At 71.1% G+C, this 18,425-nt stretch carries 21 protein-coding genes, 1 tRNA gene and 1 other RNA gene; 6 read left to right on the forward strand and 17 right to left on the reverse strand.

Features of this window, described 5'->3' with window-relative positions:
* Window positions 1-100: 100 nt before the first annotated feature.
* The gene (locus tag OG978_RS21360) at window positions 101-760 is read right to left on the reverse strand and encodes a hypothetical protein (RefSeq protein ID WP_326766762.1); all 660 of its coding nucleotides are present in this window, start codon (window positions 758-760) and stop codon (window positions 101-103) included.
* A 129-nt stretch (window positions 761-889) separates the two neighbouring features.
* A complete protein-coding gene (locus tag OG978_RS21365) occupies window positions 890-1,282 on the reverse strand; it encodes a hypothetical protein (RefSeq protein WP_326766763.1) in 393 nt (130 codons plus the stop codon).
* A gap of 43 nt (window positions 1,283-1,325) precedes the next feature.
* Here OG978_RS21365 and OG978_RS21370 point away from each other — a divergent pair, with 43 nt between their 5' ends.
* Window positions 1,326-1,484, forward strand: coding sequence for a hypothetical protein (locus OG978_RS21370; RefSeq protein WP_326766764.1), 159 nt, complete (start codon window positions 1,326-1,328; stop codon window positions 1,482-1,484).
* A 91-nt stretch (window positions 1,485-1,575) separates the two neighbouring features.
* Here OG978_RS21370 and OG978_RS21375 read toward each other — a convergent pair whose 3' ends face one another.
* The 9 genes from OG978_RS21375 to OG978_RS21415 all read right to left on the reverse strand — a co-directional run bounded on the left by OG978_RS21375 (window position 1,576) and on the right by OG978_RS21415 (window position 10,275).
* On the reverse strand, window positions 1,576-2,835 hold the full coding sequence (locus tag OG978_RS21375; protein WP_442817724.1) for a mannosyltransferase family protein: 1,260 nt from the start codon (window positions 2,833-2,835) through the stop codon (window positions 1,576-1,578).
* Between the two features lie 87 nt (window positions 2,836-2,922).
* On the reverse strand, window positions 2,923-3,372 hold the full coding sequence (locus tag OG978_RS21380; RefSeq protein WP_326766765.1) for a hypothetical protein: 450 nt from the start codon (window positions 3,370-3,372) through the stop codon (window positions 2,923-2,925).
* Window positions 3,365-3,862, reverse strand: a complete 498-nt coding sequence (locus tag OG978_RS21385) for a SigE family RNA polymerase sigma factor (protein WP_326766766.1) — start codon at window positions 3,860-3,862, stop codon at window positions 3,365-3,367. The genes OG978_RS21380 and OG978_RS21385 overlap by 8 nt, the downstream gene beginning before the upstream one ends.
* 497 nt (window positions 3,863-4,359) lie before the next feature.
* Window positions 4,360-5,262: a hypothetical protein gene (locus tag OG978_RS21390; RefSeq protein ID WP_326766767.1), complete on the reverse strand. Its 903-nt coding sequence runs from the start codon at window positions 5,260-5,262 to the stop codon at window positions 4,360-4,362.
* Window positions 5,259-7,328 carry a hypothetical protein gene (locus tag OG978_RS21395; RefSeq protein WP_326766768.1) on the reverse strand — a complete coding sequence of 690 codons (2,070 nt, stop codon included), beginning with the start codon at window positions 7,326-7,328 and terminating at the stop codon, window positions 5,259-5,261. Before OG978_RS21395 ends, OG978_RS21390 begins: the two co-directional genes overlap by 4 nt.
* Window positions 7,325-8,233, reverse strand: a complete 909-nt coding sequence (locus tag OG978_RS21400; RefSeq protein ID WP_326766769.1) for a hypothetical protein — start codon at window positions 8,231-8,233, stop codon at window positions 7,325-7,327. Before OG978_RS21400 ends, OG978_RS21395 begins: the two co-directional genes overlap by 4 nt.
* Before the next feature lie 148 nt (window positions 8,234-8,381).
* Window positions 8,382-9,068, reverse strand: a complete 687-nt coding sequence (locus tag OG978_RS21405; protein ID WP_326766770.1) for a Crp/Fnr family transcriptional regulator — start codon at window positions 9,066-9,068, stop codon at window positions 8,382-8,384.
* 191 nt (window positions 9,069-9,259) lie between these two features.
* A complete protein-coding gene (locus tag OG978_RS21410; protein ID WP_326766771.1) occupies window positions 9,260-9,937 on the reverse strand; it encodes a permease prefix domain 1-containing protein in 678 nt (225 codons plus the stop codon).
* Window positions 9,934-10,275 carry a helix-turn-helix transcriptional regulator gene (locus tag OG978_RS21415; protein ID WP_326766772.1) on the reverse strand — a complete coding sequence of 114 codons (342 nt, stop codon included), beginning with the start codon at window positions 10,273-10,275 and terminating at the stop codon, window positions 9,934-9,936. Before OG978_RS21415 ends, OG978_RS21410 begins: the two co-directional genes overlap by 4 nt.
* A gap of 89 nt (window positions 10,276-10,364) precedes the next feature.
* Here OG978_RS21415 and OG978_RS21420 point away from each other — a divergent pair, with 89 nt between their 5' ends.
* A complete protein-coding gene (locus OG978_RS21420) occupies window positions 10,365-10,892 on the forward strand; it encodes a hypothetical protein (protein WP_326766773.1) in 528 nt (175 codons plus the stop codon).
* A gap of 5 nt (window positions 10,893-10,897) precedes the next feature.
* Window positions 10,898-11,164: a hypothetical protein gene (locus OG978_RS21425; protein WP_326766774.1), complete on the forward strand. Its 267-nt coding sequence runs from the start codon at window positions 10,898-10,900 to the stop codon at window positions 11,162-11,164.
* A 260-nt stretch (window positions 11,165-11,424) separates the two neighbouring features.
* Here OG978_RS21425 and OG978_RS21430 read toward each other — a convergent pair whose 3' ends face one another.
* The 5 genes from OG978_RS21430 to OG978_RS21450 all read right to left on the reverse strand — a co-directional run bounded on the left by OG978_RS21430 (window position 11,425) and on the right by OG978_RS21450 (window position 14,737).
* Window positions 11,425-11,850 carry a PIN domain-containing protein gene (locus OG978_RS21430; RefSeq protein WP_326766775.1) on the reverse strand — a complete coding sequence of 142 codons (426 nt, stop codon included), beginning with the start codon at window positions 11,848-11,850 and terminating at the stop codon, window positions 11,425-11,427.
* Complete coding sequence (locus OG978_RS21435) at window positions 11,847-12,125, reverse strand: CopG family transcriptional regulator (RefSeq protein WP_266689675.1); 279 nt, start codon at window positions 12,123-12,125, stop codon at window positions 11,847-11,849. The genes OG978_RS21430 and OG978_RS21435 overlap by 4 nt, the downstream gene beginning before the upstream one ends.
* 63 nt (window positions 12,126-12,188) lie before the next feature.
* Window positions 12,189-13,082 (reverse strand): phosphorothioated DNA-binding restriction endonuclease, encoded by an 894-nt coding sequence (locus OG978_RS21440; RefSeq protein ID WP_326766776.1) that lies wholly within the window; start codon window positions 13,080-13,082, stop codon window positions 12,189-12,191.
* Between the two features lie 26 nt (window positions 13,083-13,108).
* Window positions 13,109-13,915 (reverse strand): WYL domain-containing protein, encoded by an 807-nt coding sequence (locus tag OG978_RS21445; RefSeq protein WP_326766777.1) that lies wholly within the window; start codon window positions 13,913-13,915, stop codon window positions 13,109-13,111.
* Between the two features lie 222 nt (window positions 13,916-14,137).
* Window positions 14,138-14,737: a hypothetical protein gene (locus tag OG978_RS21450; protein ID WP_326766778.1), complete on the reverse strand. Its 600-nt coding sequence runs from the start codon at window positions 14,735-14,737 to the stop codon at window positions 14,138-14,140.
* A 123-nt stretch (window positions 14,738-14,860) separates the two neighbouring features.
* On the opposite strand from OG978_RS21450, the gene OG978_RS21455 reads away from it, so the two are divergent.
* Complete coding sequence (locus OG978_RS21455) at window positions 14,861-15,121, forward strand: HD domain-containing protein (RefSeq protein ID WP_326766779.1); 261 nt, start codon at window positions 14,861-14,863, stop codon at window positions 15,119-15,121.
* 627 nt (window positions 15,122-15,748) lie between these two features.
* Here the strand turns inward: OG978_RS21455 and OG978_RS21460 are convergent.
* Window positions 15,749-15,836: transfer RNA gene (locus OG978_RS21460), tRNA-Ser, on the reverse strand.
* A 143-nt stretch (window positions 15,837-15,979) separates the two neighbouring features.
* Between OG978_RS21460 and ffs the strand changes: the two genes are divergently transcribed.
* Both ffs and OG978_RS21470 read left to right on the forward strand, forming a co-directional pair.
* Window positions 15,980-16,074, forward strand: an RNA gene (gene ffs, locus OG978_RS21465) — signal recognition particle sRNA small type.
* Window positions 16,075-16,163: 89 nt separating this feature from the next.
* Window positions 16,164-18,380: a DNA polymerase III subunit gamma and tau gene (locus OG978_RS21470; protein ID WP_326766780.1), complete on the forward strand. Its 2,217-nt coding sequence runs from the start codon at window positions 16,164-16,166 to the stop codon at window positions 18,378-18,380.
* The last annotated feature ends 45 nt before the right edge of the window (window positions 18,381-18,425 follow it).

Raw genomic sequence — 18,425 nt, forward strand, 5'->3', positions numbered from 1 at the left:
GGCCTGTACCGGACACGCGGTGGCGGCGCGCAGCACCCGCCTCAGCGTGCGAGGGCCGTTCCGGATCTGCGAGCACAGGCGGCCCGATGGAGTTATGGAGTCACCGGCTGTCCGAGGGGTTCGCCGTGGTGCGTACGAGGATGTGGATGCCGACGACCAGGGCCCACAGCGGGAACGCCAGCTCGGACCAGGCGACGCTGCCCGTTACGAAGAGCAGCGTCAGGCCGACGAGGGCGCCCAGAACCGTCAGCGGGCGCGGCAGGACGCCGAGCCGGTGCCCGATGGCGGAGGTCGAGAAGATGAAGACGGCGGCCATGCGCATCGAGTAGGTGGTCAGCAGGCCGTACGTGAAGTGCCCGCCGAACAGCCACAGTTGACCGCCGGGGTCGGCCCCGGGCGTGTCGGCCGTCGCCAGCAGGCTCCCGGCCGCCGCCGCGGCCCCGAAGAGGGTCGCCACGAAGACCAGTCCGCTGCCCAGGAAGACGGTCGCGAGGAACTTGTCCTCGGCGTCCCCGATGTGTGCGCGTACAGCGCCCATGAACCACAGGAAGGAGATGCCCGCGAACGGGACGAGTTCGAGCGCGGTGCGCACCTCGCGCCGGCGCGAGGCATCGGTGAGCCACTCACCGGTGCCCTTGCCCGGCTCGGACGGGATCGCCAGTCGGATCATGACGATGGCGGCGGCGAGCAGCAGCGCGAAGATGACCCCGGCTGTTCCCGCGGCCCGCGGTGTGCGCAGAGCCCGGCCTCGAGTCTCCATGGGCGGTCGCTCGCCTCCTCCGCTCCGGGGCCCTCTACGGCCCGCCACCCCCCCGGGACCAGCAAGCACCCAAGCGGGCCCCGGTGCCACCCGGACCGGGCGGGAGGGTGAGCCGCGGCCCCCGCCGGCTCAGCGCGCAAGGTCGGCCAGACCGTGCAGCCCCTGGAGCACTTCGGCGGCGGAGGGGGCGGTGGCCGGGTCACTGAGGCACTGGATCACCACGCCCGACAGCAACGCCACATGGACGGTGCCGAGGGTCCGGACGGAAGCCTCCGGCACCTCGTCCTCGGGGACGCTCTCCAGGATCGCCGCCATTCCGCGGCGGCCCTGCGCGGTGCCCTCGGCGAGTGCGGCGCGCAGCTCCGGCTGGCGCTGGGCCTGCATGAACAGCTCCATCGAGGCCGGCCAGAGATCGGGGTGGGCGGTGAAGTCCGCGATCAGGCTCTCCCACATCTGCTCGAAGTACCGCTTCGAGGACCCGTCGGCGTCGGGGACGAGCGCCCGGCCCATGGAGCCCCCCATTCGTCGAGGATCTCGAACAGGGCCTGCCGGGTTCCGCGACCGGATGATCAGCACCTGGGTGGGCTTCGCCGAATCGGGCCGGACGGACTGGCCCCGCTTCCGCGGGGCGGACGGATGTGTGCAGACGCTGGCCCCGGACACCTGGGAGCGCGCGGACTTCGCACGGGACCACCACCACCGGTTCTGGAAGAACCACAGCTGACCGCGAGCGAACCGGACGACGTACCGGGCGACGTACCGGGGCCCCACCGTTCCCCCGGCGGGGCCCTGGTGCCATTGCCGCGACGCTCGGGTCAGCCGGCCCAGCGTCCGGAGAGGAAGGTGATGGCGAAGACGGTCATCAGCGGTGCCGCGATGGCGAGGTAGGCGGTCTTGACGCGGGGACTTCGCAGGCTCCAGGCGGCGAGACCGGTCCACAGCGGCCACCACAGGAGCGTCGCACGGGGCATGGAGGTGTACCAGTAGGAGGTGCCCAGGGCCCACAGGCTGAGGCCGATGTACGCGGCCTCGGCCCAGCGCCGCCGCCGGATCAGCAGGCCGCACAGGACGATGCCGACCAGCATGGTGAGGAGTTCGGCCTGGTTCATCAGGGCGTGGCCGGTGGCCTGGGAGTGTCCGAAGGCGGCGTGCCAGGTGTTCTTCCAGGCTTCCCAGGGAGCGTGGAAGTCGCGGTACCAGCCGCGTTCCTCGGCGTGCTTCCAGGCCATCCAGTCGCCGGTGTGCGCGTGCAGGTACCAGCTGTAGAGGAACGGCGGCAGGGCGGGCAGCGCCAGCCAGGGCAGACGGCGCCAGTGGGCGGCGGTACGTGCGGTACGTGCGGTGACCAGGAAGTGGACCGCGAGGGCCGCGGCGAGGAAGAGGCCGCTGACCCGGACGGTGGTGGCCAGGCAGGTCAGGACGGCCGCGAGCGGCCAGTTGAGGCGCTGGGCGGCCAGCCAGGCGGGCAGGGCCAGGGCGAGGAAGAGCGCTTCGGTGTAGCCGGCGGCCAGGAAGACCGCACATGGCGAGAGCAGGAAGAACAGGGCCGCGCGCGGCCCGGCGCCGGCCTGCGGCAGGTGCAGCCGGGCGATACGGGCCAGGGCCAGCACGGCGACGCCGCCGGCGACGAGGGATATCAGCGCACCGGCCGCCGCCCAGCTCGGGACGACGGTGTGCACGGCCCGCAGCAGGAACGGGAAGCCGGGGAAGAAGGCCTCCCTGTTGTCCCAGTCGGACGTCCAGGGACCGGCCTGACCTGGGAAGTAACCCTGCTGGGCTATGTGCAGGTAGTGCCACCAGTCCCACCGCTGCCACGAGGAGAGGGCCGAGGCGGCGTGCCGGGTTCCCTGTTCGTCGGGAAACAGCCAACTGGTGCAGTAGGCGATGGTCCAGATGCCCGCCCGGGTCAGCAGGTAGAGCCAGAGCACCTCGCGGTCGGCGGGATCGATCCGGCGCAGCAGCCGGGCGAAGGGCTTCCTGCCCGGTGCCGGGGCGTCGCGGGGCGGCCCGGGAGTGGTCCTGGGGGCCCGGCCGCGCGGATACTCGCGCGGCCGGTGGGGGGTCGAGAGGCTCACAACACAATCTCCAGGGTCGGTTCAGCGCACACCGAATGGCCCAGGCAGGCGTCACCGGGCGGCACGCGAGGTCGGTCGGGCGGGAGGTCAGGGCGGCGGGAGGGTGACGCTCCCGCTGGGCGTGGCCGGTGAGGTCGACGGGCTCTCGGTGGGGGTGGACGACGAGCTCTGGCCGGAGGAAGGGGTGTGTGACGGCGGCAGACTGATCCGCGGCGAGGAGGGCGAGGAGGGCGAGGAGCTCGTGGGGTTCGGAGAGTTCGGAGAGCTCGGCGAGGGAGAGAGCCGGGGCGAGGGAACGGGCGACGGAGTGGTGGCAGGGACGGTGGTGCCCGTGCTGTCCGGCACCAGCGAGGCCACGGCCGCGCCCGTGCCCGAGAAGACCAGACAGGCCCCGACAGCCAGAGCGACGATCCGGCGCCTGCGTGCCCGCTCCCCGCGCTCGGTGATGAACGAGGGCGGAGCGGAACGCGCGCGCGACTGCCCGACGGCGGCGGCTTCCTTGAACACGGACCTCAGCGGGTCGTGGGATTCAGACACAGGGCCCCTCCTCGGTACGCGGATCCTGCAGACGATGAGAGAGCGCGGCCCGGCCCCGGGCCAGATGCGTCTTGACGGTGCTGGCCGCCAGACCGGTCTCCGCGGCGATCTGTCCGACGGTCAGATCGCAGACGTAGTGCAGCGCCAGCGTGCGGCGCTGCTTGGACGGCAGCTCCCGCAACGCCTCCACCAGGGCCACCGTCTCCGGCCCGGGCGCCTCCGTATGGGGAGGCGCCCCGCTGCGCTGCCAGGCATCCGCCGCCCGCCGCCGCCCCCGCCACCGGCTCACCGCCAGCCGCCAGGCGACCGTACGGACCCACGCCTCGGGCTGCCCGTCACGGTCGAGCTGACGCCGCCGGCTCCAGCCCTTGATGAAAGCTTCCTGCACCACGTCCTGCGCTTCGTGCTGGTCGCCGAGCATCACAAACAACTGCCCTGTCAGCCGGGCAGCCGTCTGCGCGTAGAACTCTTCGAACTCGTCGACGGTCAACAAACAACTCCTGGATCTCCTCGGTCTCACCGGGCATACGCCCGGCACCCCTCGTCCGGACGACACCGAACCCGAAGAAATCGGGTGACGGTGATCACACGGCCCCGGACCGGGGTGCGCCGGGATCCCTGATCACCGGCATCCGGACATTTAACAGAAAGGTGCGATGAAACCCTTGACCAGTAGGAAATTGGGAGGAGAATCGTCAATACACCAGAAAACCAGAGCGAGCCGCACCGTCGACGGAGACGTCCGCCGACCCGAGTGACCCTCTCGTTGGCTCTGGCCAGGCCCCCGGCAGCTCCTCCGGATCCGGAGCTTTCAGCGACGGTTGGAAGTCCCGGCACCGATAAGGACTACCGGGGACTGCATGTGTGCACCTCCGCGAACGCGCCGGGCGTGCCTATTGCACTCGGCGCGCCCCTGTTGCTCAGGGCAGACGAAGGACACCCGCGTGCACACACCGCGGGTGTCCTTCTGTCTGCGCCCTGCCGCACTTACCGCGGCCCCGTGCCCCCTTCGCCCGACGACGGGTCGGCGTCGCCGATCCGGCGCAGCACCTCGTCGCCCTGTGGGACCCCCACGTCGCTGAGCACCCGCGCCATGTTGGCGCCGACGAAGCCCCGGTCCTCCGGTGTCAGCGACTGGAGCGCCGCCGCGAGGGTGTGTTCCCAGTCGTTCCGGTCGGAGAGCAGACCGCGATGGGTCACCGTCCAGTCGAGTACGTCCTTCGCCTCTTCCGGCCGGTGCAGCAGCCAGAGGGCCGCGAGCCCGACCGGACCGCCCGCGACGACCTCCCGGTAGAAGCGGTACGCCTCACGGTGGGCCTCGCCGAAGCCCGACGGAAGAGTCGGCCCCGCGCCGACGCCGGAAGCGGGCAGGAGCGCGGCCGGCGGGTCCAGGAACCAGTACGTGAGACCGGAGCCCTCGATCACCCGCAGCCGGCCGGGAGGCTCCACCTCGGTCGTACCGAAGTGGGGCGGCGGCGTCCGCAACGGGTCGGGGGTGCCGGGCAGTGTGGCGTTCTCGCTGATGTGGCCGACGACCAGCTGCCGGGCCCGCTCCTCGGTGAGTTGGTCTCTCGCCGCGACGACCGGGTTGCTGATCTTCCAGACGACTCCGTAACGGGCCGGGGGTTTCGGCGGCCGGCGCGGGATGTCGACCGAGATCCGCCGCTCCGCGAGCGAGACCCACACGATGTCGAAGAAGCCGCCCTCGCGCACCCCGCGCCGGGTGGGCTGCGGGTAGCCCCAGTAGTCGCCCTCCCCGGGCGGCACCATCGCGTCCTGCCCGTCGTGCGCGAGGAACACCAGGGCCCGGCCCTCCGGGGCACCGAACCGAAGACGGAACAACTGCCAGGCCGCCGAGGAGTCCAGCGGCGAGATGAGCGGGCCGGTCATGAGGCGAGCCTTTCCGTCGAGGAGGCCGTACGGGCGCGATGGCGGCGCAGGACGTAGCGCAGGACGCCGCGGTGGTTCTGGGCCACCGCGGCGAGCACGGCGAGGAGGTGCGGGAAGCCGGCCCGCTGCCTAAGGTCCGGGTCGCTCTCGATCAGGGACAGGCCCTCCACCGTCGCATCGTGGGTGGCGGGGTCGTCCAGGGCCGCGACCACGAGGCCGTGGGCCCGCTCGGGGTGGATCGCGAGCAGATCGGCGAGGCGCAGACGCCGTACGCCCGGAGCGTTGGGCGGGGGGAAGGACGCCCGGCTCATCGATTGGATGACGTGAACCGCCTGGGCGTGGCGCTGCGTGCCGGCACCGGCCCCCTGCCACTCCCGGAGGAAGTCGAGGACGAGGGTGTGGTTGGCGTCCTCGGAGAGAAGGGTGCTGAGAGCGAAGGACACCGCGGTACGCAACGGGCTTTCCGGTTTCTCGACCGGCCTGTCGAGCGCGGTGTCCAGGAGCTTCAGGGCGGCGGCGGGGCGGGCCAGGCCGTAGCTGCCCGCGCAGGTCTCGGCCACGGTGCAGCGGAGGGGGACGGGGGCGGCCTGGCTCCAATTCCGCAACTGCTCCCGAACCGCTCCGGTGAGGGCGGGGTGCTGGACCATCTCCCCGAGCGCGTAGGCCACCAGACGGCGGCGCCAGCGCTTCTCCGACGCGGCGAAGGGGTGCAGCTGGCGCAGGGTGTCCGGGCCGGTCGCGTGGGCCAGCACCTTCCCGATCGCCTCGCCCGCCGCCAGTTCGATGCCCGGGCGATGGGAAACCTCGTCCAGGCCTTTCCAGAGCAGGTCCGCCATGCCCTCGTAGTCCAGCCACAGGGACCGGAGCAGGGCGTCCGACCGGTGCCGGCCGGAGAAGGCGACCGGCTGGACCGGATAGCGCTGCTTCGCCCCGAACCGGGGTGGCAGCAGCCGCGCGCCCACGGCCGTCAGCCGGTCCTCCAGGGCCGGACCGAGCACGTCGTGCCGGGCCGGCGGCTCCCCGGACGGCCCGCGGGTACCGGCGTGCTCCGGCCCCCCGGCCATGACCGGTGCCGGGCCGCCGCGACCGTCGATGAGCGGGCGCAGGACCGCGCCGAACTGCTCGACGACCGTACGGTCCTGCTCGGGCAGCAGCGAGATCGCCGCCATCAGCGAGATCCGGTCGGCCCGGTGGCGTGCTTCCGCGAGCGCCTTGCGGGCCGCCGCGGGGCTGCCCGCCCGCAGGTCGTCGAGCACGGACGCGGCGGACTTCCCCGCCACGACGAGGTCGCGCAGCCCCTCCGCAACGTCGACACCGTCCCCCGGCAGCGGGTGGGCGTCCAGGTAGCCGGTGAAGTCCGGCGAGGCGAGGTAGCGCAGCGCGTCGACCTCCTGTCCGGCGGTCAGTTCACCCGCCTCGGCCATGGTGCTCAGGCGCCTCGCGGCCACCTCGGCCGGTGGCGGCGGGCGGTGCGTGACCTGCCAGGGCACCGTGTCGCCGGGCAGCGCCGTCTCCATGCGTACGGTGATGACCAGATGGGCGCCCGTACGGCGCAGCAGCGAGGCCAGCGCGGTGAGCGCGACCTCGCCGAGCGAGGCGGCGGCCACCGGGGAAAGCCCCTGGAGCAGGTAGCCGCGCCGTTCCTTGGGACGCCACCGCGACAGGTCGTCGGGCGAGTCCAGACCGGTGATGCCGCCGGCTCCGTACCGCTCCGCCAGCAGCGCGAACGCGGCCGTGCCCGCCCCCGTACCGCTTCCGGCCCGCAGCACCAGGACGTGTCTGTCCAGCACCTTCCGGCACTGTGTGTGGGTGGGTGGTTCGACGAATCCGCGCAAGCGGACGTGCACGTCGTCCGCGGGGTACGGGCCCTCCCGCAGACGGGGTTTGGGGATGTCCTCGTCGGGCTGGACGCCGAAGAACACGTTGGTGTCGCCCGCGATCCCGCCCATGACCGCGAAACCCTGGCCCACCCGCTGCTGGTTGTCGCGGTAGGAGTTCCCCGGGCCGGGACTGCCTTCGGAATCCTCGCAGTCCGGGCCGGGAGCGGCCCCCGCGTCGGCGCTCACCGCGGGTCCCCGGCGCCACCGACCCGCTTGTCGCCCGAAACGTTGTCGCCGCCGCCCCAGTGCTGGTTGGTGCCGTGGTTCGTGGTGGAACCGCCGGTGTACGTGAGGTCCCGCCCGACGCTCCCCATCACGGCGGCGCCCTCGCCCACGTGCTGCGTGTTGCCGCTGTAGTGCGTGCCGGGCGACGTCGCCGGGTCCTGTTCCTGGCCGGCGGGTGGGCCGGCCGGCGCCGCGGATTCCTCGCGCGGTCGCACACCGGCCTGCACGAGGTTTCCGGACGGCGAAGGGACGTACAGCCAGGCCCGCTGCGCGAAGTCCTTCCCCTCCACGGTGGCCGGGACCTCCACACAGCGGTCGGGGTGCAGCCCGGTGTAAGCGCCGAGCACGACGTCCTCGTAGACGCGCTGGGAGATGACCGCCGCAAGGTGGGTGACCTGCTCGCTCGCCGCGGTCAGGATGGCCTTGACCGGACGGGAGTCCAGCAGCCGGTGCGTGTCGTTGCGGGCGGTGCCGTTGCCGTCGCCGGGACCGTCCGTGTCCGGCAGCGGTCCGACGTGGACGCTGGCCCGGAGCCGGATGCGGGGGCCCACGCACTGCCTGTTGTACGCGCCGAGCGTGTCGTCCAGCACGCCCAGGAACGGCCAGAGGACAAAGGGCAGCAGTGCCGGATCGAAGCCGAACACCACGCCGTCCCCGGTGTTGGCCGGAAACCGCTTGGAGTCGCGCAGTTCGTGGAGCCCGGCCCGGTCCAGAGCCTGGTCGACGAGTTCGGGGATCAACTGGCTCACCGGACCGTGCTGCACGGCGGGAAGGCCGGTGAAGTCCTTTGCGTCGACGGCGAACAGGGCACGGTAGGGCGGCAGCGGTCGGCTCTCGGCGTACGGGGCGGGAACGGGCCTGGGCATGCGGGATCTCCTCGCGAGCGGTGAGCGGTGAGCGGTGTGACGGTGACGAAGCCGGTGGCCGGCTGATTCGAGGTTCCGCCGGTTCCGCCCGCCCGACTGCACAGCGCAGGGCAGTTCATGGGTGTCCCACGTCACAGCGTGGGCGTGCTCATCGAGTCGTGGGCGGCGCGAACGGCGACGCGGGCGTGAATCCCGGGTCGGCCATCGCCCAACCGCGCAGCGCCTTCATGTCCTTGATGACGATCGTTCTGCGGGCCGTCTCCACCGCGCCGGACTCGCGCAGCCGTTGCAGCCCGGTGATGACCGCGTTGCGGGTCACTCCGGTCGCCTGGGCGATCTCCTCCTGGCTCAGGCCGGTCAGCCGTACGACCTCCGATTCGCGTCCGGGCGAGGTGAGTTCGACCAGTCTCAGGAGTGCCCGCGCCAGCCGGGCGACCAACGGAAGGGTCAGCAGTTCGGTCCGGTGCGCGTCGGACTCCCGCAGCCGGGAGAGCGCCTGGCGCATCAAGTCCATGACGAGCCCGCGCTGTTCGATGAACCTGCGGAACCGCTCCGCCTCCAGTACGACAGCCGTGCAGGGGGTGAGGGCGACCACTTCCGCCGTGCGCGGGGTGCCGTGGAAGACGGACACCTCGCCCAGCAGGTCACCCGGCCCCCGGAAGGCCAGCCAGGTCACGACACCGCCCGGCTCCCGGCACACGACCTTGGCGAGCCCGTCGGTGAGGGCGAGCAGGTGTGTTCCCGCGGAGCCCTGTCTCAGCATCACGCTGCGTTCGCGAAAGGTGCGGGTCGCCCCTTGGCCCCGTAGCTCGCGCCAAGTCTCGTCCGACAGCACCTGTCGCCTTCCCCGTCCGCCCCGTACGAGGTCGTGCTGCCCCGTACGCGACCTCCTGAGCCTGCCCACCTCCAGGAGTTCTACGCCGCCCCGGCCTCTTCCGCCGTGAGTCGCGCGACCTTGTCCGAGAACGGCTGCCGCCCGAGCGGCGACGGCTCACGCCGCAGGGCCGCGCGCCCCCGGCCGGAACGTCACGGTCCGGCGAGGGACAGGCTGGCGCATTCGCGGCAGGCGCGTGCCGAGGCGGCGATCTTGGCGTGGAAGACGATGGTCACCAGGCCCGCGAGCAGGCTCAGCGGCCAGTTCGTCGCGAGGACCGAGGCGAGAGTGAGGGCGATCGCGCTGATGGCCAGGGCCGCCGCCGCGGTGGTGCCCGTCCAGGCGACCATGATCGGCAGCTGGTCAGGGGTGGGGAGTCGGCGTGCGAGGGCTCCGGTGGCGGCCAGAGCCGCGGCTGCCAGGAACGAGGCCGACGCCGCGACGCCGCCCAGGTGAGCCACCAGCAACTGGATCGGGCCGGGCGGTCGGTGCCCTGTGGAACCGTCCCAGGTCTGCGCCATGTACCAGCACACGAGCAGCAGGGGGACGATCAGCATGACCCTGCGAGCGGTGTGACGGGCCTGGGCGATGGTGAGTTCACGCTGGAAGCTCGGCACGATCTCGGCCACGGTGCCGAACTCGCGCACCGCCTGGCGGGCGGCGTGATGGTCGGGCTCGCGCCCGGACGAAAGGTCCCTCGCTGCGTCGATGAGGCCCTCGCGAAGTTCGGTCACCATCCGGGACTTGGCCCGGACGGGTCCGTGGAGCGCCGCCGTCAGGTCCGCGATGTGGGCGTCGATGGGATCGGCGCCGGCCCCGGGCGCGGTCACGTCGAGTGCCCGGGATTCGGTGCCGGGGCCAGTACGGCGCCGATCGCGGTCGTGAACTCGTTCCACACCGACCGTTCCGCCGCCAGGCTGCGCCGTCCGGCGTCGGTGAGTTCGTAGCAACGCCGCCGTCGTTCGCCCTCGGACTCCCAGACGCTGCGCAGCAGTCCGAGCCGCTCCAGCTTGTTGAGGGCGGGGTAGATGGTGCCCTTGCGCAGCTCCAGCACTCCGTTGCTGCGCTCCTGAACCGCGGTGATGACCGCGTAGCCATGCAGCGGGCCGGATTCCAGTACGGAGAGCAGAAGCCCGTCCAGATGCCCGCGTACCGCACTCGCCTTCATGGTTAGACAGCCTACCCATGGAGCGCATGGGCATGCTATCCATGGGTCGGTAGCCAATCCATTGGCAGGCAATCCTTAAGGGGCCCCTGGTGACCAAATTTCTGCTGTCGGTACATGTCCTGGCGGCGATCCTGGCGATCGGGCCGATCACGGTCGCGGCGTCGATGTTTCCCCGCTACGTCCGGCCCCGGGCCGCCGAGGGCGACAGCCCGGAGGGGAACGGCCCGGAGGGGGAGAACGCCCGTACGGCTGCCCTCCTGCACCGGGTCTGCCGCGGGTACACCGTCGTCGGCGTTGCCGTTCCGGCCTTCGGTGTCGCCACCGGCGCCCAGCTCGGTGTTCTGGCCGACGCCTGGCTGCTGGCTTCGGTCATGCTGACCGCCGCGGCGGCGGCTCTGCTGTTGCTGGCGATCCTGCCCGGGCAACAGCGACTGCTCGCCCGACTCACTGATGGCGACACCGATAGCGAGACCGCCACCGGCACCGGTATTGGCACGGTGGAGGCGAGGCGCTCGGCGGCTGCCCGGCTGGCCATGATCACAGGCATCTTCAACCTGCTGTGGGCGGTCGTCGTCGTCCTGATGATCGTGCGCCCCGGCTCCACGACGGGAGCCTGACCGCCATGCGCACACTGCGGATCGCGACCGGAGTCGAGGCTGTTTCTCTGACGTTCCTCCTGGTCAACGTCTTCACCGTGCATACCGAGGTGATCACATCCCTGGGGCCGGGGTGTTCCTGCTGGGTGCGCTCGGGCGGCTGCTGTCACTTGCCGCGCTCGGGTGGACGCACTGGTTCCCAGGTGGTGCTGGCAGCCGTCGAACTGGTGCTGTCGCCGCTGTTCTTCTGGCTGGCGGACGCCGAGGAGAAGGGGCTCCGGGGCAGTAGCTGAGGGGCGACACGGGAAACGTCGAAGGGCCACAGCGGTTTCCCGGTGGGGCCTTTCGACGTATTGCCCGGTGAGAGCAATGGCGGAGGATACGAGATCCGAACTCGTGAGGGGGTTGCCCCCAACACGCTTTCCACATGTTTGTCTGGGGGTTCGGCGCCGCTCGGGGGCGTCCTGACCTGCGGCGGAGTGGGCCACCGGGCAGGTGGTGGATGGTGCTGGACGGGGGTGAATGAGACCAGAACCGAGACCAGGGCGCCGGGTCATACCTTCCTGACGACGATCGTGTCCGGGACCAGCCTCTCCAGGTCGTCCACGTCCGAGGTAAAGACGGTGACCTGCCCCTTCTGCTGGCGTGCGATCACAGCGAGCACGGCATCGATTGCGTACTTGTGACCGTGCAGCTTGGCATCGGCCAGGAGGCGTCGGGCCTGGCGGGCCTCGTCCTTTCCGATGTCGGCGACCTTGAGCCGGGAGAGTACCCAGTCCCAACGCTGCTCGGTGGTTCTGCCGTCGTACGCCTCGACCAGCGTCAGGGGAGACGTCACCACCTCGGCCTCGCCCCGGGCCGCGAGATCGAGCCAGGCGATCATCTTCCGATCGCCGCGCACGGCCAGGGACAGGGCTTCGCAGTCGAGTACGAAGACGCGCAGGGGCCGCTGCCTCTGCTCAGCGCCCCGCTTCTTCACGCCGCTTCTCCGGCGTTGTGCTGTCCTGTGGCGCGGCGCCGCTCGTGTTCGGCGTCGAGGTCCTCCAACTCGTCGAGAGCTGCCGCACGCTCGTCCTCGGTGACGGGGCCGTGTTCTGCCTGCAGCCAGTCGACCAGTTCCCCAAGGCGGTCTCTGTCCCGTTTGAAGCGCAGCGCCTCGGCGACGTACGCCGACAGGCCCCGCTCTGCCGCCTCCGCACGGATCTCGTCCAGGAGATCCTCGGGAATCGTCACCGTCACCTTCTTCGTCGCCATACAAGAGACCATACTCTTGGTGTCGCACTCCTTACCAGTGCGTCGCAGGGTCGACGACTCGGATCAGGCGGCGGTGGCGGGGCGTGGCCTGCTGTGGAAGACCTGGCTGGTGTGCCAGGAGCGGTGCATCGCTGCGACGGGGTGGGTGCCCGGTTGAGGTCCGATGAGCGGGCGACCGGCGAGCGCTATGACATGCTCGCGGGCGGCTGGGCTGTGGCCGACGAAGCGCTGTGAGACCAGGATGCAGTGACCGTCACCGATGCCGAGGACTCCCTTGTCGAAGAGCTTGTGGTGCAGCGAGCACAGGCACACTCCGTTGTCGACGTCGTCCGGGCCGTCGAACGCCCACCAGCGCACGTGCGCGGCCTCCAGTCCGACCGGCACCGCGCCGATCCTGCCGTCGTAGCCGCAGAAGGCGCACCGGTACTCGTAGGCCGTCAGGACCAGCTCCCGCAGCCGCGGGTCCCGCTTCCTGCGCACGACCGAGAACTGTTCGGCCTCCGCCGGCTCCAGTTCCAGGCCGACGGATTCGCACAGTTCGCCGTGGAGCGAGGGCGGGAAGTGCAGGTCGAGCAGGACCCGTGCCATTCGGCCGAGCAGCGACGGCTCGCGCCGCAGCGCCGCCCGCAGTTCCGGCGCCAGCCGCCCTGCGGCCCCTGCCGCCCGCAGCTCCCGCACCCCGCTGCCGGGGCTGCCCGGTCCGTGGTCGGTGCGCACCTCCCACACGCCGTCGCTCACCAGATGGTGGAACGGGTAGGCGGGAGTCGTCCTGTTGGGCGGACCGTACTCGTCCAGCAGCCGCTTCAGATCCTCCTCCACCGAGCTGTACCGCAGTTCGCCGCCGGCATCCTGCTGGAACCGGCCGAGGGCGTACAGGAACAGCAGTGGCTTGTGTGGAGCGCGGGTCCCGCTTCTGGTCCACTGCCTCAGTTTCGCGGTGCGCTCCAGCCAGTCCATGACCGGCGATCGTAGTGGCGCCTCGGCTACGCGGGCATGACGCCGTGTATGCGGGAGAGGGCGAAGACGCTTTCGTCGCCTCGCAGATGGCACCAGGCGTACAAGTAGGGCGGGTCGAGATCGAGTTCGCCGAGGGTGCGTACGGTGCGGCTGCCCGAGGCGGCCACGTATTCGATGGTGACTGCTTGTCCCTCGTCGATGGCGTGACGGACGTCGGCGAGGGACAGCAGACGCGCGTGGTCGGCGACGATTTCCTCGGTGTCGGTGTTGGTGCCGAAGGGGATTCCACCCGCTGGACCGGGCGCCGGCGCGATGGGCGGGGCAGCCCGAAGCCTGGCGGCCAGCGCGCTCACGTCGACGACGGCCGGGGTCCCCTTGGCACGCGCGCGCGTGCCAAGGGGCGGACGCGGGTGCGGTACCGGGGCGGCTGCGCGGCGGCGCGGTGCCTGTTCGACACGTACGGTGCCGTCGGCGGTCTCGGCGACGGGGGCATAGCCCGTGGCCCGGAGCGCGGCGAGGGTCTTGTCGAGCGGGGTACAGCTGACCAGAACGGTTGGCGCCAGTTGCCGCAGGCCGAGGCCGGCGAGCTTTCGGTGGGCGGCGAGTTCGGCTGCGTTCAGGCCCGGTACGGGCTTCTCACCGCCGCGGCCGCGGCCTCCCGGTCCACCTCGGCCGAGGTGACGGGCGTCGAACGGACGGGGGCGGGACGGGCCCGAACGGGGCGTGCCAGTCGGCCCCGCGCAGGGCGAGTGCCACCTCGGCAGGCATACGGGTGGCTCCGTACCGGCGACGGTCCTGGACGAGCAGCCCCCGCTCCAGCGCCCAGCGAGCACCCGGCTTGGCGTCGGCGTGTGGGATTCCGGGGACCCTGAGGATGACGAACTCCGTCGGGGACTCGGGTTGTCCGGTCTCGTGACTCGCCCGCCGCTCAAGCAGTCCCCGGGTAGCCGCAGGCGCCCCTGCCACCACTGCTGCTCTCGCTTGGGGTCAAGGAGCGGCGAGCAGGGAAGGCCGCGACGGGGTTCACCGCACGGGGTGAGCCCGCTGACCTGGGGCTATCGCGTATCTTCCGCGCACGCGGACACTGCCTTCGGCAGGCCGGTGAAGTCGGTCTTCAGCGGGCTGAGGCGCTCCAGGCTGGACAGCCTGATGGTCTTCTGGATCCGGCAGCGTTCGTCCAGGACTCGGGTGGGCAGGACGTAGAAAGTCCACTGGTCGAGGTCGAGGGGATCGAGCGTCTGTTTGTCCTGGTGGTGCAGCAGGCAGAAGACGTACACGTCTGAGCGGCGCAGAACTTCGGCTGAGGTGGCACCGGTCTGGGCGTCCCAGCCGGAGGCAGGCGCGATGTCGAACGAGACCTTCGACGGCTGGGACTGTGCCCACGACTGCAGGTAGGCCGTCGACTTCACCTCGATGCGCCACTTCTCGGGCGTACGGATGTCAACCGTGTCCCATTCTGTGCGGGTACCGGTGGCGGCGCCCAGTGCTGTGGCCACGAGGTACTCAGCCAGGACGCCACGCATGGTGTTGTTGGCCAAGTCGGAGCATGCCCAGCTCCAGAAGTCAGCGAGCTTGCCCACTGTCTCGCCATTGGCCCGTATCGGCTCGCTGCCGCTGCTGCGCGCTATGACCAGCGGACCAAGATCGGCACTCATGCTGTCCTCCAGGCGACGAGGTGAGGCGCTAAGCCTGTCAGTAAGCAATGACAAAGGCGTTGCGATCGACAAGGAGTATGGGCTGCGCCTCGGGCCGTTAAGGGAGGACGCATCCTCCCCCGCGTGACGATAGTCGGGTATGCGTACGAGCTGGCGGAATCACTGCTGCGTGAGAGCCTCCCGCGGCGGTGGGCCCACATGCGGGGCGTGGCGGCCTGCGCCAAGAAGCTCACGCCCTTCGTGGGTGGTGGGGCTGAGGTCCTGGATGCGGCGGCTGTGTTGCATGACATTGGGTACGCTCCACCGCTCGTCGACACCGGCTACCACCCCCTCGACGGGGCACGTCATCTGCACATGCCCGAGGCGGCTGTCCGCTCCACGTAACTGAGAGCAACGGCGAAGGCCTCGGCCGCTGATCGGTCGAGGCCTTCGTCTGCCCTGATGGGCAGGTGCGGAGGATGCGAGATTCGATGACTCGATCCTTCATGAAATCGAGTCTCCATTCGAGCCGGGGCGATTCAGTTACCCAGGGTGCTCAACTCAGTCCTGCTCTCTGACTTCCGGTGGTGTTGGCCAAGCGTGGCAGAGGCCATCCTCGTGATCGGTCGGTTCGTCGACTCCCAGTTGGGAAGGCCACCTTGTAGAAGCGCCGTGCTCCACGAGCCGCGTTTGTCATTGATCACACCTTCTTGTCCTCCAGGACAGTGCGAGCTGCCAGGCTGTGGGGCCACCGCGCGATCGCTCACGACTGGCTCCAGAGCGCGCATGATCCGCCAGTAGCCGGACGCCAGTACGCCTAGGCCGAGCTCGTTTCGCCGTACCGGCAGTAACCCAGAGGGCGCCGGACCCTGGCCTCCCCGAGGTCCCGGCAGTGCAGAGCGGTGCCCGGACATCTGTCGCCTTCTGCCCTCGGGGATCTACCAGGGCCTCGCCAGCCAACTGAGACCACCAACGTCGAAGGCCCCCGCTGCGAGCAGCGGGGGCCTTCGACGTATTGCCCGGTGAGAGCAATGGCGGAGGATACGAGATTCGAACTCGTGAGGGGTTGCCCCCAACACGCTTTCCAAGCGTGCGCCCTAGGCCACTAGGCGAATCCTCCGCGGCAAACAATACAAGACGTTGAGGAGTGCTCGCGAACCTGTTCCGTTCGGACCCCCCTCGGACTCGTTCGGATTTGTTCGCGGGGGCTTCGTGGGTTGGGGGGAGTGGACCGGCAGGGGTGGGGATCGGCTAAGGTGGGCGTCAGCCCCTCACGTGGCGCTATCTGACTGAACTCCCCCAGGGCCGGAAGGCAGCAAGGGTAGGTTGGCTCTGGCGGGTGCGTGGGGGGCCCTTGTGTTTCCGGAGCCCCTGCGTTTCCTGGGGACGGGCGGCGCTTCGCCCGGTCCGGGGCCGGTTGTCGGTCCGCCCGGATAACCTCGTATGTGTGTCGTCCCTTGCGCTGTACCGCCGCTACCGCCCCGAGTCGTTCGCCGAGGTCATCGGGCAGGAGCATGTCACCGACCCGCTGCAGCAGGCGCTGCGGAACAACCGGGTCAATCACGCGTACCTGTTCAGCGGTCCGCGCGGCTGTGGCAAGACGACCAGTGCGCGCATCCTGGCCCGCTGTCTGAACTGCGAGCAGGGGCCGACGCCCACGCCGTGCGGGGAGTGCCAGTCCTGCCGGGACCTCGCGCGCAACGGGCCGGGGTCGATCGATGTCATCGAGATCGACGCCGCATCGCACGGAGGCGTGGACGACGCCCGTGATCTGCGGGAGAAGGCGTTCTTCGGGCCCGCGTCGAGTCGTTACAAGATCTACATCATCGACGAGGCGCACATGGTCACGTCGGCGGGGTTCAACGCCCTGCTGAAGGTGGTCGAGGAGCCGCCGGAGCACCTCAAGTTCATCTTCGCGACCACCGAGCCCGAGAAGGTCATCGGCACCATCCGGTCGCGTACGCACCACTACCCGTTCCGGCTCGTGCCGCCGGGGACACTGCGCGAATACCTTGCCGAGGTCTGCGGCAAGGAGAACAGCCCCGTCGAGGACGGCGTGCTGCCGCTCGTCGTGCGGGCCGGCGCCGGGTCCGTGCGTGACTCGATGTCGGTGATGGACCAGCTGCTGGCCGGCGCGGGCGACGACGGTGTGACATACGCCATGGCGACCTCGCTGCTCGGTTATACGGACGGCTCGCTGCTCGACTCGATCGTGGACGCCTTCGCGGCGGGCGACGGGGCCGCGGCGTTCGAGGTCGTGGACCGGGTGATCGAGGGAGGCAACGACCCGCGCCGTTTCGTCGCGGATCTTCTGGAGCGGCTGCGCGACCTGGTGATCCTGGCCGCTGTGCCGGACGCCGGGGAGAAGGGGCTGATCGATGCCCCCGCCGATGTCGTCGAGCGGATGCAGGCCCAGGCGTCCGTCTTCGGCGCCGCCGAGCTGAGCCGCGCCGCCGACCTGGTCAACGAGGGGCTCACGGAGATGCGCGGGGCGACCTCGCCGCGTCTCCAGGTCGAGCTGATCTGTGCCCGGGTGCTGCTGCCCGCGGCCTTCGACGACGAGCGTTCGCTACAGGCCCGGCTCGACCGGCTGGAGCGGGGCGCCTCCTTCGCGACCACGGGCCCGGGGCCCGCCATGGGGTACGTACCCGGTCCGGAGGCGCTGGCCCATGCGCCCGTGCCCACCGCACCTGCTGCACCCGTCGTTCAGCCCGGTACGGGACCCGCCGCCGCGCGTGCGGCGGTACGGGGCGAGGTGCCCGCCCCCGCCCCCGCGCAGGTCCACGCGGCGCCGCCCGCCCCCGCCGCGGCGCCGACCGCCGCCCCCGTCGCCCCGCAGCCGCCGGCCGAGGCCCCGGCTCCCGCGGGCGGTCAGCGTCCCGGCGCCTGGCCCACCGCGGCCGCGCCGGAATCGGGCCGACGTCCCGGCGGCTGGCCGACCGCATCCGCCCCGGGCCAGTCGCCCGTGCCGCAGGCCGCTCCGGCCGCCGCGCCGGTCCAGGCCGCGCCCGCGGCACCGGTACCGGCCGCCGCCGAGCCGAGTCCGGGAATGGCCCAGGGCGCCGGCCAGGTGCGGAACATGTGGCCGGACATCCTGGAGGCCGTGAAGAACCGCCGCCGGTTCACCTGGATCCTGCTCAGCCAGAACGCCCAGGTCACCGGCTTCGACGGCACCACCCTGCAGATCGGCTTCCTCAACGCGGGCGCGCGCGACAACTTCGCGAGCAGCGGCAGCGAGGACGTGCTGAGGCAGGCCCTCGCCGAGCGGTTCAACGCGCAGTGGAAGATCGAGGCCATCGTCGACCCGTCGGGCGGCGCCGGCGCACCTCCGCAGACCGGCGGCGGCCGCCCCGCCGCGCCTCCCGTGCAGCAGCATCAGGCCCCCGCGCCCCAGCAGAGCTATGAACCCCGGTCGGCCGCTTCGCCGCACCAGCAGCAGCCGAGCCACCAGCAGCCGGGCCACCAGCAGCCGGGCGCCGGGCCCGCCGCGGAGGCCGCACCGCAGCAGTCGTATTCCGCGCCCGAGCCCCCGCGCGCGGTCGCTCCCGAGGACGACACCCCCGAGGCCGATGACCCGGACCTCGTCGACTCGGCGCTCTCCGGGCACGACCTGATCGTCCGCGAGCTGGGCGCCACGGTCGTCGAGGAGTTCACCAACGAATAGCGGGCCGCGCTCCGGGGCTCCCGGGACGCCCGTCACAGCGCCCCG

Source organism: Streptomyces sp. NBC_01591 (assembly GCF_035918155.1).
Taxonomy (GTDB): Bacteria; Actinomycetota; Actinomycetes; order Streptomycetales; family Streptomycetaceae; genus Streptomyces.

Excerpts from the sequence above, each read along its gene's own strand:
- OG978_RS21365 (WP_326766763.1), bottom strand. The coding sequence starts at position 1,282 with ATGGGGGGCTCCATGGGCCGGGCGCTCGTCCCCGACGCCGACGGGTCC.
- OG978_RS21435 (WP_266689675.1), bottom strand. The coding sequence starts at position 12,125 with ATGGCGACGAAGAAGGTGACGGTGACGATTCCCGAGGATCTCCTGGAC.
- OG978_RS21370 (WP_326766764.1), top strand. The coding sequence starts at position 1,326 with ATGATCAGCACCTGGGTGGGCTTCGCCGAATCGGGCCGGACGGACTGG.
- OG978_RS21400 (WP_326766769.1), bottom strand. The coding sequence starts at position 8,233 with ATGCCCAGGCCCGTTCCCGCCCCGTACGCCGAGAGCCGACCGCTGCCG.
- OG978_RS21425 (WP_326766774.1), top strand. The coding sequence starts at position 10,898 with ATGCGCACACTGCGGATCGCGACCGGAGTCGAGGCTGTTTCTCTGACG.
- OG978_RS21390 (WP_326766767.1), bottom strand. The coding sequence starts at position 5,262 with ATGACCGGCCCGCTCATCTCGCCGCTGGACTCCTCGGCGGCCTGGCAG.
- OG978_RS21415 (WP_326766772.1), bottom strand. The coding sequence starts at position 10,275 with ATGAAGGCGAGTGCGGTACGCGGGCATCTGGACGGGCTTCTGCTCTCC.
- OG978_RS21360 (WP_326766762.1), bottom strand. The coding sequence starts at position 760 with ATGGAGACTCGAGGCCGGGCTCTGCGCACACCGCGGGCCGCGGGAACA.
- OG978_RS21440 (WP_326766776.1), bottom strand. The coding sequence starts at position 13,082 with ATGGACTGGCTGGAGCGCACCGCGAAACTGAGGCAGTGGACCAGAAGC.
- OG978_RS21450 (WP_326766778.1), bottom strand. The coding sequence starts at position 14,737 with ATGAGTGCCGATCTTGGTCCGCTGGTCATAGCGCGCAGCAGCGGCAGC.